General features: G+C 68.2%; 17 protein-coding genes. 9 read left to right on the forward strand and 8 right to left on the reverse strand.

Features of this window, described 5'->3' with window-relative positions; all coding sequences use genetic code 11:
* Positions 1 to 34 precede the first annotated feature (34 nt).
* From IEV99_RS08730 to parC, 4 genes are all read left to right on the forward strand, one after another.
* Positions 35 to 571, forward strand: a complete 537-nt coding sequence (locus IEV99_RS08730) for a TlpA family protein disulfide reductase (RefSeq protein WP_188517263.1) — start codon at positions 35 to 37, stop codon at positions 569 to 571.
* 4 nt (positions 572 to 575) lie between these two features.
* A complete protein-coding gene (locus IEV99_RS08735) occupies positions 576 to 1655 on the forward strand; it encodes a transglutaminase-like domain-containing protein (RefSeq protein ID WP_188517264.1) in 1080 nt (359 codons plus the stop codon).
* Positions 1656 to 1706: 51 nt separating this feature from the next.
* Positions 1707 to 2450 (forward strand): DNA repair protein RecO, encoded by a 744-nt coding sequence (gene recO, locus IEV99_RS08740; RefSeq protein ID WP_188517265.1) that lies wholly within the window; start codon positions 1707 to 1709, stop codon positions 2448 to 2450.
* Between the two features lie 298 nt (positions 2451 to 2748).
* Positions 2749 to 4995 (forward strand): DNA topoisomerase IV subunit A, encoded by a 2247-nt coding sequence (gene parC / locus IEV99_RS08745; RefSeq protein WP_188517266.1) that lies wholly within the window; start codon positions 2749 to 2751, stop codon positions 4993 to 4995.
* Between the two features lie 186 nt (positions 4996 to 5181).
* On the opposite strand, the gene IEV99_RS08750 is transcribed toward parC, so the two are convergent.
* From IEV99_RS08750 to hemB, 5 genes are all read right to left on the reverse strand, one after another.
* Complete coding sequence (locus IEV99_RS08750; RefSeq protein ID WP_188517267.1) at positions 5182 to 5928, reverse strand: arginyltransferase; 747 nt, start codon at positions 5926 to 5928, stop codon at positions 5182 to 5184.
* Positions 5929 to 6058: 130 nt separating this feature from the next.
* Positions 6059 to 6514: an RDD family protein gene (locus IEV99_RS08755; RefSeq protein ID WP_188517268.1), complete on the reverse strand. Its 456-nt coding sequence runs from the start codon at positions 6512 to 6514 to the stop codon at positions 6059 to 6061.
* A gap of 76 nt (positions 6515 to 6590) precedes the next feature.
* Complete coding sequence (locus tag IEV99_RS08760; RefSeq protein ID WP_188517269.1) at positions 6591 to 7811, reverse strand: threonine ammonia-lyase; 1221 nt, start codon at positions 7809 to 7811, stop codon at positions 6591 to 6593.
* Positions 7812 to 7815: 4 nt separating this feature from the next.
* Positions 7816 to 9195 carry a branched-chain amino acid ABC transporter permease gene (locus tag IEV99_RS08765; protein ID WP_188517270.1) on the reverse strand — a complete coding sequence of 460 codons (1380 nt, stop codon included), beginning with the start codon at positions 9193 to 9195 and terminating at the stop codon, positions 7816 to 7818.
* Positions 9196 to 9211: 16 nt separating this feature from the next.
* Positions 9212 to 10267 (reverse strand): porphobilinogen synthase, encoded by a 1056-nt coding sequence (hemB, locus tag IEV99_RS08770; RefSeq protein WP_188517271.1) that lies wholly within the window; start codon positions 10265 to 10267, stop codon positions 9212 to 9214.
* 192 nt (positions 10268 to 10459) lie between these two features.
* Here hemB and IEV99_RS08775 point away from each other — a divergent pair, with 192 nt between their 5' ends.
* The 3 genes from IEV99_RS08775 to ldtR all read left to right on the forward strand — a co-directional run bounded on the left by IEV99_RS08775 (position 10460) and on the right by ldtR (position 12671).
* Positions 10460 to 11551, forward strand: a complete 1092-nt coding sequence (locus IEV99_RS08775) for an enoyl-CoA hydratase/isomerase family protein (RefSeq protein WP_188517272.1) — start codon at positions 10460 to 10462, stop codon at positions 11549 to 11551.
* Entirely contained in the window at positions 11548 to 11976 is a 429-nt protein-coding gene (locus IEV99_RS08780) for a DUF6163 family protein (RefSeq protein WP_188517273.1), read from the forward strand. The genes IEV99_RS08775 and IEV99_RS08780 overlap by 4 nt, the downstream gene beginning before the upstream one ends.
* A 182-nt stretch (positions 11977 to 12158) precedes the next feature.
* On the forward strand, positions 12159 to 12671 hold the full coding sequence (gene ldtR, locus IEV99_RS08785) for a transcriptional regulator LdtR (protein WP_188517274.1): 513 nt from the start codon (positions 12159 to 12161) through the stop codon (positions 12669 to 12671).
* A gap of 86 nt (positions 12672 to 12757) precedes the next feature.
* On the opposite strand, the gene IEV99_RS08790 is transcribed toward ldtR, so the two are convergent.
* Positions 12758 to 13033 carry a hypothetical protein gene (locus tag IEV99_RS08790; protein ID WP_188517275.1) on the reverse strand — a complete coding sequence of 92 codons (276 nt, stop codon included), beginning with the start codon at positions 13031 to 13033 and terminating at the stop codon, positions 12758 to 12760.
* A gap of 326 nt (positions 13034 to 13359) precedes the next feature.
* Here IEV99_RS08790 and IEV99_RS08795 point away from each other — a divergent pair, with 326 nt between their 5' ends.
* Together IEV99_RS08795 and IEV99_RS08800 are read left to right on the forward strand one after the other, a co-directional pair.
* Entirely contained in the window at positions 13360 to 14637 is a 1278-nt protein-coding gene (locus IEV99_RS08795; RefSeq protein WP_371875768.1) for a L,D-transpeptidase family protein, read from the forward strand.
* A 168-nt stretch (positions 14638 to 14805) separates the two neighbouring features.
* Positions 14806 to 15897 carry a catalase family protein gene (locus tag IEV99_RS08800; RefSeq protein ID WP_188517276.1) on the forward strand — a complete coding sequence of 364 codons (1092 nt, stop codon included), beginning with the start codon at positions 14806 to 14808 and terminating at the stop codon, positions 15895 to 15897.
* Here the strand turns inward: IEV99_RS08800 and IEV99_RS08805 are convergent.
* Positions 15894 to 16346, reverse strand: a complete 453-nt coding sequence (locus IEV99_RS08805; RefSeq protein ID WP_244643689.1) for a GNAT family N-acetyltransferase — start codon at positions 16344 to 16346, stop codon at positions 15894 to 15896. The two genes, IEV99_RS08800 and IEV99_RS08805, sit on opposite strands and share 4 nt — an antisense overlap.
* 160 nt (positions 16347 to 16506) lie before the next feature.
* Entirely contained in the window at positions 16507 to 17793 is a 1287-nt protein-coding gene (gene gltA, locus IEV99_RS08810) for a citrate synthase (RefSeq protein WP_188517278.1), read from the reverse strand.
* Between the last annotated feature and the right edge of the window lie 58 nt (positions 17794 to 17851).

Raw genomic sequence — 17851 nt, forward strand, 5'->3', positions numbered from 1 at the left:
CTGCCGCGTGTCGGCGGTCTTCTCTCGACGATTGATGCTCGGCGCCGTGGGCGCTGCAGCGCTGGCCATCGCCGCGCCGTCGTTGAGCAGTGCCGAGCCGGCTGCTTTCAAGCCCTTCGCGACGGAGGAGCGTGACCTCGTTTTTCCGGACATCGACGGCGTCCCGCGCGCTCTGGCGGACCACCGTGGCCGCCCGGTGGTGCTGCACGTGTTCGCCACCTGGTGCGAGCCCTGCCGTGAGGAGCTTCCCGTGCTGGCCGCCGTGGCGGCGGAGCCGGACGCCCCGGCCGTGGTGGCGGTCGCGCTGGCCGAGCCGGCTAGCCGGGTGCGCGGCTTCCTGGACAAGCTCGCCCTCCACTTCGAGACCGCGCTTGTCGACGACGCGCGCGCGACCGTGAAGCGCTGGGGCGTTTCCATCCTCCCCACGTCGATTCTGATCGACGCCGCAGGCGCGCCGCGCTGGAAGGCGGAGGGCCCCGTGGACTGGCGCGCCCCGGCCACGGCTGCGCTGCTCGACGACCTCAAGACAAAGCCCCGCATCCAAGCGGGCGCAACCCGAACGGGAGGGTGAAGCCATGTTGCGACGTGACGTGTTGAAGGGCGGCCTCGCCGCCGGAACCGCGGCCCTGCTGCCGCGCGCCGCCTGGGCGCAGGCCAGCGCGCCAGGCTGGCGCAGCTTCGAGATCAGGACCACGCTGAAGCTCCGCAACCCCGGCGGCGGCGCGGCCCGCGCGTGGGTTCCGCTGCCCTCCGCAGTGGACGAGAGCTGGGTGCGCGCCGTGGGCTCGACCTGGAGCGGCAACGGCCGGTTCGAGGCGGTCGCGGACCCGGTCTACGGCGCGCCCATGCTGGTCGCGTCCTGGACAGGCGAGGCCGAGCCACGGCTCGAGATCGTCTCGCGCCTGACCACCCGCGACCGCGCCGTCGACCTCGCGAGGCCGACGCCCGTGACGCCGCTCTCCGAGACCGAGCGCCTCCTCTACACCCGCGGCACTGAGCTGCTGCCCGTCACCGGCATCGTGAAAGCGAAAGCCGACGAGATCGTCGCGGGCGCGGCTGGCGACCTCGCCAAGGCGCGGGCCATCTACGAGTGGGTGGTGGAAAACACCTTCCGCGATCCCGCCACGCTCGGCTGCGGCGTGGGGGACATCGAGTCGTTGCTCGCGTCTGGCAATCTCGGCGGCAAATGCGCCGACCTCAACGCGCTCTATGTCGGGCTCGCGCGCGCGGCCGGGCTACCGGCGCGCGACGTCTACGGCATCCGCATCGCGCCGTCGCGGCGCGGCTACAGGAGCCTCGGCGCCAACGCGGAGGTGATCAGCAAGGCCCAGCACTGCCGCGCCGAGGTCTGGCTGGCCGACTTCGGCTGGTTCCCGGTGGACCCCGCCGACGTCCGCAAGGTCGTGCTGGAGGAGCCGCCCGGCAAGCTCGCGATCACGGACCCCAAGGTGGTCGAAGCGCGCAAGATGCTGTTCGGCGGGTGGGAGATGAACTGGATGCCCTACAATGTCGCCCACGACGTCACGCTGCCGGGCTCCAGGCGGGTGGTCCCGTTCCTGATGTACTCGCAGGCCGAAACCGCGGACGGCGTCCTCGACAGCTTGGATCCGGACGCCTTCGGCTACGCGATCACGGCGCGCGAGGTAACGGCCTGAGTGCGCCGTCCCGCAGGGACTCACATCCCGCCCGCATGCTAAACCGCCCGCATGGAGTGGCGCGACGAAGGCATCGTGATCGGGGTCCGGCGGCACGGCGAAGGCAGCGTGCTGCTGGAGTTGATGACCCGCGAACATGGCCGCCATATCGGGCTGGTGCGCGGCGGGCGCTCGGCCCGGATGCAGCCGGTGCTGCAGGCCGGCAACTCCGTGTCGGTCGCCTGGCGGGCGCGGCTGGACGAGCATCTCGGCTCGTTCCAGGTCGAGCCCACGGTGCAGCGCGCCGCTCGGCTGATGGATTCGCCGGCCGCGCTCTATGGCCTCGGCGTGCTCGGCGGCCTCGTGCGCCTTTTGCCGGAGCGCGATCCGCATCCGGCCCTGCATGAGACGCTGGAGCTGGTGCTGGGCGCGCTGGACGACCCGGCGCTGGCCGGCCCGCTCGTGGTGCGCTTCGAGCTCGCGATCCTGAGCGAACTCGGCTTCGGCCTCGATCTCGCCGAATGCGCCGCCACCGGCTCGCGCGACAACCTCGTCTTCGTGTCGCCGAAAACTGGCCGCGCCGTGTCGGCCGCGGCCGGCGAGCCCTGGCGCGACAAGCTGCTGGCCCTGCCGCCGTTCCTGCACGAGGGGCAGGGGCGGGCGCTGCCGAGCCCCGCCCAGCTTGCCGCCGCCTTCGCGCTCACCGGCCACTTCCTGAACCGCCACGTCTACGAGCCAAGGGGAACGACAGCCCCCGACGTGCGCGCGGCGTTCATCGCGGCTGTTCTTTCGGCTCAGTCTCGCGACGCGAGTTAGCGTCCGCAGCGCGCCGGATGTTCGACGCGTTGCCGCAGCGAGCCCCCTCTCCCTGGCACAGGGGGAGGTTGGGGTGAGGGGTCGCCGCCTCTGCAGCGGTCTTGTTGAAGTCAAAGGCCCAACCGGCCCTCACCCTGTCCCTCTCCCCTGCAGGGGAGAGGGGACGCGCTGCAGCCGCCTTTGGACACGGTGAGGCTCAGCCTGGGGATAAGGCCGCCCCAGCCTTGCGGCGCAAGGCCGTGTTCGCTAAGCGTTCACGGTCGTTCGTCCCGGATTTGGACGACCAACGAGGATCGTGATGGGCAAGCCGGTCGACCCACCGTCAGGCAAGGACGTCGAGAGCATCGACCTGCGCGAGGCGCTGGAAGAGCGTTATCTCGCCTATGCGCTCTCCACCATCATGCACCGCGCCCTGCCGGATGCGCGCGACGGGTTGAAGCCCGTGCATCGGCGCATCCTGCACGCCATGCGGCTGCTGCGGCTCGATCCCGGCACGGCCTTCAAGAAATGTGCCCGCATCGTCGGCGACGTCATCGGCAAGTTCCACCCGCATGGCGACCAGGCCGTCTATGACGCGCTGGTGCGCCTCGCGCAGGATTTCGCCCAGCGCTATCCGCTGGTGGACGGGCAGGGCAATTTCGGCAACATCGACGGGGATAACGCAGCCGCCTACCGCTATACCGAGGCGCGCCTCACCGAGGTCGCGCGGCTGCTGTTGGAAGGGATCGACGAGGACGCGGTCGATTTCCGCGACACCTACAATGGCGAGGACGACGAGCCCGTCGTGCTGCCGGCCGCCTTCCCGAACCTGCTCGCCAACGGCTCTCAGGGCATCGCGGTCGGCATGGCGACCTCCATTCCGCCGCACAACGCCGCCGAGCTCTGCGACGCCGCGCTCTACCTGATCAGCCACCCCAAGGCGACCTCCGAGCAGTTGCTCACCTTCGTGCCCGGGCCCGACTTTCCCACCGGCGGCGTGCTGGTGGAAACGCGCGCCAGCATGGCCGAGACCTACCGCACCGGCCGCGGCGGCTTTCGCCTGCGCGCCCGCTGGGAGAAGGAGGAGACCGGCCGCGGAACCTGGGTGGTGGTGGTCACCGAGATTCCCTACCTCGTGTCCAAGGGCCGCCTCATCGAGAAGCTCGCCGAGCTGATCAACGAGAAGAAGCTGCCGCTCGTCGCCGACATCCGCGACGAGTCGGCCGAGGACGTGCGCGTCGTCATCGAGCCGCGCTCGCGCACGGTCGACCCCGCCATGATGATGGAAAGCCTGTTCCGCCTGTCGGAGCTGGAAAACCGCATCGGCATGAACATGAACGTGCTCTCGGGCGGCGTCGTCCCCCGGGTGCTCGGCCTGTCCGAAGCCCTGCGCGAGTGGCTGGAGCACCGCCGCACCGTGCTGCTGCGCCGCTCGCGGCACCGGCTGAACCACATCGAGAAGCGCCTGGAGATCCTCCAGGGCATGCTGATCGTCTATCTCGACCTCGATCGCGTCATCAAGATCATCCGCGAGGAGGACGAGCCCAAGGTCGAGCTGATGCGGTTCTTCGAACTCACCGAGAACCAGGCCGAGGCCATCCTCAACACCCGCCTGCGCTCGCTGCGCAAGCTGGAGGAGATGGAGCTGAAGCGCGAACTCGCCTCGCTTGAAGTCGAGAAGGGCCAGATCGAGACGCTGCTCGGCTCCGAGGCGGCGCAGTGGAAGACGATCTCGTGGGAGATCCGCGAGGTTCGCAAGACCTTCGGCCCCGAAACCAAGATCGGCAAGCGGCGCACCAGCTTCGCGGACGCGCCGGACCTCTCCGACGTCGACTTCGCCGAGGCGATGGTGGAGCGCGAGCCCGTCACCGTGGTGGTGACCCAGAAGGGCTGGATTCGCGCCCTGAAGGGCCACGTCCAGGACCTCTCGGGCCTGCAGTTCAAGGGCGACGACGCGCTGCAAACGTCGTTCTTCTCCGACACCGGGGCGAAGATCCTGGTGTTGGCCGACAACGGCAAGGTGTTCACCCTGGAGGCCTCGCGCCTGCCGGGCGGGCGCGGCTTCGGCGATCCGATCCGGCTTCTGGCCGACATCGACGCGGGCGCGGAGATCATCCAGGTGTGGCAGCACAAGCCGGGCGGCAAGCTGCTGTTCTCCACCAGCGAGGGACGCGGCTTCGTGGCGGCCTCGGACGATGTCGTGGCCAACACCAAGAAGGGCAAGAACGTCCTCAATGTCGACGCCGGCCACAAGGCGGTCTTCGCCGCGCCGGCCGATGGCGACTACATCGCCATCATTGGCGAGAACAGGAAGCTGCTCGTGTTCCCGACCGCCCAAACGCCGGAAATGTCGCGCGGCAAGGGCGTGCGCCTCCAGCGCTACAAGGACGGCGGCGTCTCGGACGCCAAGGTCTTCAACCTCGCCGAAGGCCTCACCTGGCGCGACACATCCGGCCGCACCTGGACGGTGGCGGCGGGCGAACTTACCGAATGGATCGGCAATCGGGCTGAAGCGGGCCGGCTGCCGCCGAAGGGGTTCCCGAAGAACAACAAGTTCGGAGGGTAGGGCAGGGCGCTGGCGGGTTACCCCTGACCGCGCCGAATAACATTTCAGCCAAGTTGGCTATAAAACTTCGTGTAATATCTCGGGACCGGACCTCGTGCGGCTGCTTTCGGTGATCAAAAAAACGGACTGCGATCCATCGCCAGATCGGGCTCACTGCCAAACCGCCGGCCACCGCAAGCCGCACCCTCACTCCACCCTCTGCCACCCATGCGGAGCCAAACGCTCCTGCGGGGTGAAGCGCGCCTTGTAGGCCATCTTGGGCGACCCCTCGACCCAATAGCCGAGGTAGACATAAGGCAGGCCCATGCGGCGCGCGCGGGCGATGTGGTCGAGGATCATGTAGGTGCCGAGGCTGCGCTCGGCCTCGTCCGGATCAAAGAACGAGTACACCATCGAGAGCCCGTCTCCGAGCACGTCGGTGAGCGCGCAGGCCAGCAGGGGGCCGACGCCGCGGCCGTTGATGGCGGTGTCAGGTCCACGTCGGCGATATTCGATCACCTTGGTCTCGACATGCGAGTCCTCCACCATCATGGCGAAGTCCAGCGCCGTCATGTCGGCCATGCCGCCGGCCGCATGGCGCGAGTCGAGGTAGTGCCGAAACAACGAATATTGCTCGGAGGTCGGCGTGTTCTCGCGCATCTCGCCAACGAGGCCGCGGTTCGCGTCCGTCACGCGGCGCATGTTGCGCGAGGGCGCAAAGTCGTCCACCAGCACGCGCACCGAGATGCAGGCGCGACAACCATCGCAGGCTGGCCGGTACGCAATGGTCTGCGAGCGGCGGAAGCCCCCATGAGTCAGGACGTCGTTCAACTCCGGCGCGCGCTTGCCGATGAGGTGCGTGAACACCTTGCGCTCGAGCTTGCCGCGCAGATACGGGCAGGCGGTCGGGGCCGTCAGGTAGAATTGCGGCTGGTCGCGGGACTGGGTCGTCAATCCGAGCTTCCTTGCCTTCGTTCGGACCAGTCCCGGCATGCGCGAACCGCACGTCGGAGGCCCTTGCGGGCGCGCTACTCAGGATAGCATCGGGAGCGCCAGCCTCAAGCCCCGAGGCTGGCGCCGCGCGTCAGGTTCCGCGGCGCACCGCGATCAGGCCGGAAAGAAGGTCGTGCAGCATGCGGCGGTCGGCGCGCACGAGCCCGAACAGCAGCACAAGCGGGGTGAGCGTCGAGATGCTGACGTAAAAGAACACCGCATGCACGGCCGCGACGATAAAGGGCGCGGTCTGGCCCGTGACCGTGCGCAGCTCGACGCCGAACATGCGCTGGCCGATCGTCGAGCGCCGCGGCCCCGAGACGGTGACGCCGCTGTAGATCACGGCCACGATGGGCCACAACACCGGCAGGATCATCCAGCCGAGCCCGAAGGTGAGCACGCCGAGAACCAGCGACGCCACCGCGAACACGGCCCAGAGCGCGCCGATCACAAAGAAGTCCACGATCCACGCGCCCATGCGCCCGCTGAGGACGCCGGACGTGTCGCTGGCCGGAACGGCGGTGTAGACGACGGGCTGAGGGGTCATCGCAGTCCTTTCGAGGCTCAAAGCCGAGCCGCACGAGATGTGGCCCCGGCCTGCGCTGCATTCAAGATCGTGGCGGCTAACTGCGCCGGTCCATGCGCTTGGGCGCGAGGCCGTCGGCCGCGAGCGCCTCCAGGATCTGCCGCGTGTGCTCGGCCCCGCGCGTCTCCACCGTGACGTCGATGGTGACGCCCTTGGCGGGCACGTCCAGGAACAGCCGGCCGTGCGACACTTCCAGGATGTTGGCGCCAAGCTCGCCGAGATGCGAAGCGATCGCGCCGAGGAGGCCGGGGCGGTCCGCCGTGGTGATGCGCAGCGAGGCGATGCGCTCCTCGCGCTCCAGCGTGCGCACCATGATGGAGGCGAGCAGCCGCGCGTCGATGTTGCCGCCGCACAAAATGAGCCCGACATTCAGCCCGGCGAACCGCGCCGGCTCGGCCAGCATGGCGGCAAGCCCGGCCGCGCCCGCGCCTTCGGCCATGCTGCGCGCCAGGGTGGCGAAGCAGCTCACGCCACGCTCGATGGCGGGCTCGTCCACGAGCAGGATGTCTTCCACGAGGTCGCGGACGATGGGCAGCGTCAGCGTTCCCACGGTCTTCACCGCGATGCCCTCGGCCAGCGTCGGCCCGCCGATCGGCCGGTCGCCGCCCGCGATGGCGTTCACGAAGGAGGGGTAGAGGGCGGCCTCCACGCCGACGATGCGGATGCTGGGCTTCAGCGCCTTGGCCGCCACCGCGTTCCCGGCGCAGAGCCCGCCGCCGCCGATGGGGATCACCAGCATGTCGAGGTCCGGCCGCTCGGCCAGCATATCGAGCGCGATGGTGCCCTGGCCCGCGATCACGGCCGGGTCGTCATAAGGGTGCACCAGCGTGAGGTCGTGCTCGCGCTGGATCGCCTCGCAGCGTTCGCGCGCCTCGTAGAGCGTCTCCCCATGGAGTTCCACCGTGGCCCCGTAGGAGCGGGTATTCTCCACCTTCACGATGGGCGTGGTGGCCGGCATCACGATGGTGGCCGGCACGCCGAGCCGGCCGGCATGGTAGGCCACCGCCTGCGCGTGGTTGCCGGCCGACATGGTGACGACGCCGCGCGCGCGCTCCTCCGGCGTGAGCTGGGAGAGCCGGTTCAGCGCGCCCCGCTCCTTGAAGGAGCCGGTGGATTGCATGTTCTCGTATTTCACGAACACGTTCGCGCCCGTCAGCGCCGAGAGGCGAGGGGCGGGCAGCATCGGCGTCTTTTGCACCTGCCCCTGGATCACGGCGGCGGCGGCGCGAATGTCGTCCAGCGAGATGCAATGTGTCATCGGCTCATACCCGTCGGGGAAGAAGGTCGCGCCAGCCGAAGAGCCCGCCGGGGCGCAGGGCCAGCGTGATGCTGAGCAGGGCGTAGATGGCGATGTCCCGGCTCTCCAGCGGCATGGTAGCCGACCAGAACGCCTCCGCTAGCCCGATCACGACGCCTCCCGCCAAGCCTCCGCCCACGGACCCGATGCCCCCGATCACGGCCGCCACCAGGGCCTTGAGGCCGAGCGTGAGGCCATAGCCGTAGCCGACGCCGCCCCAATAGGCCGTGATGATGAAGCCCGCGAGGCCAGCCAGCGCGGCCGAAACCCCGAAGGTGAGCAGGAAGATGCGTCGGCGATCGACGCCAAACAGCGCCGCCGTTTGCGGGTCGTCCGCGAAGGCCCGCCAGGAGCGGCCAAAGCCTGTGTAGCGCATGGCCAGCAGCAGCGCTGCGCCGGCCAGCAGCGCCGCGAGCGTCACGAGCAGGGCCATGGGCGTGACGGTGGTGACGAAGTCGCCGGATCGGACCAGCGACATCGGCGCATTCAGCACCGGCGACGTCCACCGCAGGTCGTTGCCCTGGGCCAGGCGCTGGACCTCGGACAGGCTCATCATCAGGCCGGTGGTGGCGATCAGGATAGGCAATCCCGGCCCTGCGATCAGCGGCGCCACCACGAGCCTGCCGCTCGCCATGCCGGTCGCGGCCGCGCCATACAGCGAAAACACGCAGGCCAGCGCCAAACCGGCGGCCGGATCCCGGAAGCCGAGCTGCACCATCAGGGTGACGCCGAGCAGCGCCCCGTAGCCGCCGAGCGCCGCGAGCTCGCCGAAGCCGAACACGATCCGGCCCACGAGCCCATAGATCAGCGAATAGGCGGCCGCCACCAGGCCATACACGGCCGCCTGCGGCAGCGCGTTCAGCGCCTGCTGCAGGCCATACGCGACGGGACGCGGCGCGGTCGGAAGATCGATCGACTGAAGCCCGCCGGGATCGGCCAGCAACGCTTCAGGCTGGGCGAGGTAGAAGCGCCGCAGGAAATAGAACGCCGGTTCGCTGAGCTGGCCCTGCTCGGTGACCACCGCGACGAGCTCCTGCCGGTTGCGCGACAGGACGTCGCCGGCGAAACGGCAGGCGACGAACCTCGTCCGCGCCGGTTCTCCCGGGGGCTCGGCCCGGTACACGATCCGCAATCCGCGCTTGTCCTCCGCGGGCGTGATCCGCCCCAGCGTGATGGAGGTGCCGGCCGGGTTCAACGCCGGGATCGCCATGCGGCACAGCCGCGCCTGGTCGGCGTCGATCAGGGTCGCGCAACCGGTTATGGCGACAAGGAGAATCGCCAGCAACGCAGCGGACAGGCGGGACATGCCCGGCAGGATAACGCGAGCCGGGCGCGTGTCACGCAAGGAGAACGGCTCAGCCTCAGCCCCGCTTCAGCTTCTCGGCCACCGTGGCGGCGAAATAGGTGAGGATGCCGTCCGCGCCGGCGCGCTTGAAGGCGAGGAGGCTCTCGATCATGGCCTTCTCGCCGTCCAGCCAGCCGTTCTGGGCGGCGGCCTGGATCATCGCGTACTCGCCGGACACCTGGTAGGCGAAGGTCGGCACCGCGAAGGTGTCCTTCACGCGCCGGACGATGTCGAGATAGGGCATGCCGGGCTTAACCATCACCATGTCGGCGCCTTCGTCGAGGTCGAGCGCAACTTCGCGCAGCGCCTCGTCGGAATTGCACGGGTCCATCTGGTAGGTGCGCTTGTCGCCCTTCAGCAGCGCGTTGCTGCCCACCGCGTCGCGGAACGGGCCGTAGAACGCGGAGGCGTATTTCGCCGCATAGGCCATGATCTGCACGTCGCCGAGGCCCGCGGCGTCGAGCCCGGACCGGATGGCGCCGACGCGGCCGTCCATCATGTCGGACGGCGCGACGATGTCGCAGCCGGCCTGGGCCTGGTTCAGGGCCTGTCGCACCAGCACGGCGACGCTCTCGTCGTTGAGGATGTGGTCGCCGTCCATCAACCCGTCATGGCCGTGGCTGGTGTAGGGGTCGAGCGCCACGTCGGTGAGGATGCCGATGTGCGGCACGGCCTTCTTCACCGCCCGCACGGCGCGGCAGACGAGGTTCTCGGGGTTCAGCGCCTCGGCGCCGTCTGGGCAGCGCAGCGCCTTGTCCGTGTAGGGAAACAGCGCGATGCAAGGGATGTCGAGCGCGGCGGCGCGCTCGGCCTCGCGCACGATCTCGTCGACGCTGAGCCGTTCCACGCCCGGCATGGAGGCGACCGGAACGCGCGTGTTCTGCCCCTCGACGATGAACAGCGGCCAGATCAGGTCGTTGGCGGTCAGCACGTTCTCGCGCACGAGGCGGCGCGCCCACTCGGCCTTGCGGTTGCGGCGGGGGCGGTGCGACAGCTCGAGCGGCGAGGCCGGCGCGCGGGCGGGCTCGGATCGTGAAGCGGGTGTCTGGAACGGTGTGACCCGGGACGCCATTGGCGTTGTCCTCCGGTAATCGCTGCGAGAGCGGGGACGCTATCTTGGAAACGTTCTGAACATCGGAGTAACACCAACCGGGCCCGGCCGAAAGCGGCCAAGGGCCGCGCCAGCATTTCTACGCATGGGTGCGTTGACGCCCATGCCCCCGCGAGCTTCACTCCGCCGCCTTCGCCCAACCATGAGCCCCGCATGTCCGAATCGCCGACCTCACCAGCCGAGACCCACGCCGAGCCGGAGGCGATCTGCGAGATCCGCGGCGCCGCGGGCGTGATCACGCTGAACCGGCCCAAGGCGCTGAACGCCGTGACGCTCGGCATGGTGCGCGCCATTCGGACCGCGTTGGACGCGTGGGCGCAGAACCCTGCCGTCACCCGGGTGGTGATCCGCGGCGCGGGCGAGAAGGCGTTCTCGGCCGGCGGCGACATTCGCCAGCTCTACGATCTCGGCAGGGCAGGGCGGCAGGACGAGGCGCTGGTGTTCTGGCGCGAGGAATACGTGCTGAACGGGCTCATTCATGCCTATCCCAAGCCCTACGTGGCGCTGATCGACGGCATCGTGATGGGCGGCGGCGTCGGCGTGTCGCTGCATGGCAGCCACCGTGTGGCTGGCGATCGCTACCTGTTCGCGATGCCGGAGGTCGGCATCGGCTTCTTCCCGGACGTGGGCGCCACTTATGCGCTGCCGCGCCTGCCGGGCGAGGCGGGGACCTGGCTGGCGCTCACGGGCGCGCGCGTCCGCACCGCCGACGCGCTGACGCTCGGCCTCGCCACCCACGCGGCGCCCTCGGCCGCCTTCCCGGCCATCCTGGACGAGCTCGCGGCGGGCAAGCCTGTCGATGACGTGCTAGCCGCGCACGCGCGGGCGCCGGGCGAGGCGCCCGTCTCTGCCATTCAGGACGACATCGACCGCTGCTTCGTGGGCGCCAGCGTGGGCGAGATCCTCGATCGGCTGGATGGCGCGGCCGCGGCCGGCTCGGAGTTCGCCGCGGACGCAGCGGCCGTGATCCGCTCCAAGTCGCCCACCAGCCTGGCTGTGGCGCTGGAGCAGATGCGGCGGGGCAGGACCCTGAGCTTCGTCGACGCCATGCGCACCGAGTACCGGATCGTGTCGCGCATGGTCGACACGCCCGATTTCTACGAAGGCGTCCGCGCCGCCGTGATCGACAAGGACCAATCCCCGAACTGGTCGCCAGCCGCCCTCGCGCAGGTGGATGACGCGCGAGTGGCCGGCTATTTCGCGTCGCTGGAACCCGAACTCGACATGCCGGGCGCCGCCTCGTGAACGTCGAACAGCATCGCAGCCAGGCGCTGCCCGAGACCGCGGCGCGCAGGACCATCGCGTGGGACTGGGTTCTGGTGATCTTCATGCGCCTGATGGCGGCGCTCTGGCTCGTGAAGGGGCTATCCTACTGGGTGACGCTGCTCGGGATCGCAATCCCGGGCGTCGCAACCTTCGAGTCCTTGCCGCCGCCGGCCCGCGCCGTCGTGGTGGTGTTCGCGGTGCTCGACCTCGTGGCGGCGGTCGGCCTCTGGCTGACCAGCACATGGGGCGGCGTGATGTGGCTGCTGGCCGTGATGAGCCATCTGCTGATCGGCAGCGTCGCGCCGCTGGGCTCGCATCTGCTCGGCGTCGGCGGCGTCGTCGCCGAAGCTTCGGCGGTCGTGGCCTATATCGTGTTCTCCTGGTTGGCCGCGCGCGAGGCTTGAATTTGGCTCGGTAAACAAAGGATCAAGCAACGTATTGCATCGCATTTAAGTTCGATTCACCTGAAAAAAGTGAACATTCGATTCATCTCGTTGTTTAAACTGGCTTTTAGAAGCAGGGGCTAAGTTTGCTATCAACGCAGCCGGGAAAACTCGGCGTACAGGGATAGCAGCGAGGCAAAGCAATGCAGTCGGCAGTGAAGACCATCGAGGTCCAGGACCGGGCGTCCTCTTCGACCGAAGTGAAGCCCCTCTACATCGAAGCGCTCACCTTGGTGGAGCGGCTGCATCGCCGCCTGCTCGACGTGATCAAGGACGAGTTCGATCGCCGCGGCCGTTCGGACGTCAACAGCGTCCAGGCGCTGCTGCTCTACAACATCGGCGACAAGGAACTGACCGCCGGCGAGCTGCGCACCCGCGGCTACTATCTCGGCTCCAACGTGTCCTACAACGTCAAGAAGCTGGTCGAGATGGGCTATCTCCACCATGCCCGCTCGCGGGTTGACCGCCGCTCGGTGCGCATCAGCCTGACCGAGCAGGGCCGGGAGATCCACGACATCGTCAAGGGCCTCTACGACAAGCATGTTCGCACGGTGGAGCAGATCGGCGGCATCTCGTCCGACGAGTTCAAGCTGGTGAACACGGCCCTGACCCGCCTTGAGCGGTTCTGGACGGACCACATCCGCTACCGCCTCTGAGGCGGCGGGCTGCACCCTCCAATACGCAAAAGGCCGGGGAAACCCGGCCTTTTTCCGTTTGTCCTGAAGCTTGTAAGCCCTGCCGATCAGTTCTGCTCGGCGCGGCTCAGCTCGGAGATGCCCTTGCGCAGGGCGCTGGCGGCGGCCTGCAGCCGCTCGATCGCGTCCACGGCCTCCGACGAGAGCGCGGGGGCGGGAGCGCCGAGCATCCGCACGGGCGCGTCCTGCTGGGCCCGCATGTGCGGCGCAAGCCGCTCGATCAGCTGCTCCACCTGGAACAGGCGCAGCCGCAACTCGGTCACGATCACGTCTTCTTGAGAAGCGAAAGAGTTGGCGAGATTGGCCTGATTGAGTGCGAGCATGATGTCCTCCGCGTGCGCCGTTTTCTGAGGCTCACTATGGCGCAGCCCAGGCTTTCTCTCGATCCGGTCCGACTACGCAGAAGCGCTGCGTAGCTCCGCAGCGCTCACGCCGCCGTCCTCTGCGGCTGCCGAAACGTGGCGCCCCCGCCACAGTGCCTCGCCAGCCTGCGAAAGCATGGCCGCGCCGCCTTAAATTCGCCGGACTGGAACTTGCATTTCCGATCCCATAAGCCCGGGGCAATCCAAGTGAGAACGGTTCGTTTACGCTGATCCCTCAAGGATCATGTTCGACGTCCCCCTCACGCAACTGCAGTTGAAAACGCATCATGAGCGCATTCAAATCGATCTCTCGCCGCGACTTCGCCCTGACGGGACTGGCGACCCTGATGGCCGCCTCGTCCGGCGCGTTCTCGAGCGCCTTCGCGCAGAGCGCATTCGGCCAGGCCGAGTGGAAGCAAAACTATGACGCCGCGACCTCCCAGAAGGTGGCGCGCTCCACGACCCCGGTGCTGTCGCCGCTGACGCTCCAGGCCACCGAGCAGACCATCGAGGTCTATCGCCAGCTGGTCGCCCAGGGCGGCTTCCCGACCATGCCGGCCGCCAACCTCAAGCTTGGCTCCAAGGGCGCCACCGTTGTGGCGCTGCGCCGCCGCCTGATCGCGTCCGGCGACCTCGACCAGAATGCGGGCGGCTCGCAGGTGTTCGACAGCTTCGTGGAAGCCGGCGTGAAGCGCTTCCAGGAGCGCCACGGCCTGATGCCGACCGGCATCGTCAACCAGAACACCGTGACGGCGATGAACGTGCCGGCCGCCGTTCGGCTGCGCCAGCTCGAGACCAACATCGTCCGCCTGCGCTCCTACGCGGGCAACCTGGGCGACCGTTTCGTGGTCGCCAACATCCCGGCCGCCCTCGTGGAGACGGTCGAGAACGGCCAGGTCATGACCCGCCACGCCGCCGGCGTCGGCAAGATCGACCGCCAGTCGCCGGTGATGACCACCCGGGCGACCGACATCAACTTCAACCCCTTCTGGACGGTGCCCGCCTCCATCATCAAGAAGGATCTGATCCCGAAGATGCAGGCGGACGCCAACTACCTGACCGAGAACAAGATCCGGATCTACAACAAGGCCGGGCAGGAGATCGCCCCGACCGCCATCAACTGGCGCTCGGACGAGGCGACCCACTACATGTTCCGGCAGGATCCGGGCGGCGACTTCAACTCCCTCGGCGTGGTGCGCATCAACATCGCCAACCCCTATGGCGTCTACATGCATGACACGCCCGCCAAGGGCATCTTCGGCGACGACTTCCGCTTCGTCTCGTCGGGCTGCATGCGCGTGCAGAACGTGCGCGACTACATCACCTGGCTGCTCAAGGACACGCCCGGCTGGACCCGCGAGCAGATCGACGCCGCCATCGAATCCGGCCAGCGCGTTGACGCGCGCCTGGCCTCGCCGGTCGCCGTCTACTGGGTCTACATCACCGCCTGGGCGACGCCCGAGGGCGTCGTGCAGTTCCGCGACGACATCTACAACAAGGATGGCCTCGGCGCGACGCCGGTCGCCTCCGTGGCGTCCAGCAACTTCGACGACGAGACGCAGTAAAGACGCGCGATATCTTCGCCGCTTTCAAGAAACCCCGCCGCGATCCGGCGGGGTTTTCATTTGAAGGGTTGATACAACTCACGCAGGAATTGTCGCCGCAGCCGAGCCCGGCAGGCAACGACCCGGACCCGACCGCGTTCACGTCGATCTCACGATGAGGAACGCTTCATGTCGGACACCCGATCGCCCCTTCGTTTCGAGCCCTCCTTCGAGCAGGTCGACGCCGAGAAGGAAGCGCGCGTCGCCGCCGAGATCGCCGAGACAATGGTGGGCATCAGCCGGAAGACTTTCAAGGATGGCGGCCACGGGCTGCGCAGCGTCCATGCCAAGAGCCACGCGCTGGTGCGCGGGCGCATCGAGATCCTCGGCGGATTGCCGGCGCCCTATGCGCAGTGGCTGTTCAGCAAGCCCGGGAGCTACCCGGTGGTGATGCGCTTTTCGTCCATCCCGGGCGACATCCTGCCCGACAGCATCTCGACGCCGCGGGGGCTGTCGCTGAAGATCCTCGGCGCGCCCGGGCCGCGCCTGCCTGGCGCAACCGGCGACGACCAGGACTTCGTGCTCGTGAATGGCCCCGCCTTCAAGGCCCCGACGCCGGAAGCCTTTCTGTCCAGCCTCAAGCTCCTGGCCGCGACCACGGATCGGGTCGAGCCCCTGAAGCGGGCCGTCGCCGCCGTGGCTGGTGGAGCCGAGCGCGTGCTGGAGGCTTTTGGCGGGGAGAGCGCACTTTTGAAGACGATGGGGGGCGAGCCGCAAACCAACCCGGCCGGCGAGACCTACCACAGCCAGACGCCGCTGCTCTGGGGCGATTACATCGCCAAGGTGTCGGCCGCGCCGGCTTCGCCCAACCTGCAGGCCCTTTCGGGCAAGCCTGTCGACATCGGCGACGACAAGGACGGCCTGCGCAGCGCCATGCTGGCGCTGTTCGCCCGCGAGGGTGGAACCTGGGAGCTGCGCGCGCAGCTCTGCACGGACCTCGAGGCCATGCCGATCGAGGACGCATCCGTGGTCTGGCCCGAAGGGGAGAGCGCACACGTCGCGGTCGCCCGGATCACCGTGGAGCCGCAGGAGAGCTGGAGCCCGGCGCTGGCCCGGGAAATCGACGACGGCATGGCCTTCAGCCCCTGGCACGGCTTGGCGGCGCACCGGCCGCTGGGCGCCGTGAACCGGGCGCGCCGGGTCGCCTATCCGCGCTCCGCCGCCTTCCGCTTCGAGAAGAACAGCGTCGACCCGGCGATGACGGGCGACGCGCCGGCCTAAAGCGCCCGGCGCATGAAAAACGCGCCGACCACCGGATTGTCGTAGTAGGGCGCGATCTCGTGGAAGCCGAGCTTGCGGTAGAGGCTCTGGGCCGCCGTCATGCTCGGCAGCGTGTCGAGCAGGATCGCGTCATAGCCGCGGCTTTGGGCGGCGGCCATGGTTTCACGGACCAGCGCTTCGCCCAGCCTCATGCCGCGCCCTTCCGGCGCGACGTAGAGGCGCTTCATCTCGCAGGCGCCGGGCTCATCCAACGGCCGGAGCGCAACCGCGCCGACCGGGGTCCCGTCCGGGAGCCGCGCCAGCAGCAACTCGCCGCGCGGTGGCGCGTATTTGCCCGGCATGGCCGCCATCTCGCCCTCGAAATCCTGGAAGCAGAGATCGACATCGAGCGACCGCGCATAGGCGCGGAACAGCGCGATCGTCGCCGCGAGGTCGTCAGCGCTGCGCACGGGCGCGATCCGAAAAGGGGAGGTCTCAGGCATGGGAGGCGACGTCCGCGCGGAGGGAATGCGGCAGCTTCCCGCCTCGCCCTGCGGTCTGCAACGAAAAATCCCCGCCGGAGCGGGGATTTCGCATCTACCAGGCAAGTCTTGCGACTGGCCCTGCAGCTCAGCGCTGGTTGATCGACACGTATTCGCGCAGCGGCGCGCCGGTGTAGAGCTGGCGCGGGCGGCCGATGCGCTGCGACGGGTCCTCGATCATTTCCTTCCACTGCGCGATCCAGCCGACCGTGCGGGCGACCGCGAACAGCACCGTGAACATGGAAGTGGGGAAGCCCATCGCCTTCAGGGTGATGCCCGAGTAGAAGTCGATGTTCGGGTAGAGCTTCTTCTCGATGAAGTATTCGTCGTGCAGCGCGATGCGCTCGAGCTCGATCGCGACGTCCAGCAGCGGATCGTCCTTGATGCCGAGCTCGTTCAGCACCTCATGCGTGGTCTTCTGCATGATCTTGGCGCGCGGATCGTAGTTCTTGTAGACGCGGTGACCAAAGCCCATGAGGCGGAACGGATCGTTCTTGTCCTTGGCGCGGGCGATGAAGTGCGGGATCTTGTCGACCGTGCCGATCTCCTGCAGCATCTTCAGCGCCGCCTCATTGGCGCCGCCATGCGCCGGGCCCCACAGGCAGGCCACGCCGGCCGCGATGCACGCGAACGGGTTGGCGCCCGACGAGCCGGCGAGCCGCACCGTGGACGTGGACGCGTTCTGCTCGTGGTCGGCGTGCAGGGTGAAGATGCGGTCCAGCGCGCGCGACAGCACGGGGTTGACCTTGTACTCCTCGCACGGCACCGCGAAGCACATCTTCAGGAAGTTCGATGTGTAGTCGAGGTCGTTCTGCGGGTACACGAACGGCTGGCCGATCGAATACTTGTACGCCATGGCGGCGAGCGTCGGCATCTTGGCGATCATCCGCATGCTGGCGATCATGCGCTGCGTCGGATCGGAGATGTCCGTGGAGTCGTGGTAAAAGGCCGAGAGCGCGCCGACGCTGGCCACCATCACGGCCATCGGGTGCGCGTCGCGGCGGAAGCCCTGGAAGAACCGCATCATCTGCTCGTGCACCATCGTGTGGCGCGTGACGCGGTAGTCGAAATCGGCCTTCTGGGCGGCGGTGGGCAGCTCGCCGTAAAGCAGCAGGTGGCAGGTTTCGAGAAAGTCGCCGTGCTCGGCCAGCTGGTCGATCGGGTAGCCGCGATAAAGCAGCACGCCTTCGTCGCCGTCGATATAGGTGATCTTGGATTCGCAGCTCGCCGTCGAGGTGAAGCCCGGATCATACGTGAACATGCCCGTCTGGGCGTAGAGCTTGGCGATATCCAGCACGTCCGGACCAATCGAGCCGGATTTGACAGGAAACTCGACGTTCTTTCCGGAAATCGAAAGGTTAGCGGGCGCGCTCATAGGCGGTCATCCTTCGGCCAAGACGTCACGGCGTGGCAGCTGCCGCCAAAACGAGGCG

It is taken from the genome of Alsobacter metallidurans, from assembly GCF_014636935.1.
Taxonomy (GTDB): Bacteria; Pseudomonadota; Alphaproteobacteria; order Rhizobiales; family Beijerinckiaceae; genus Alsobacter; species Alsobacter metallidurans.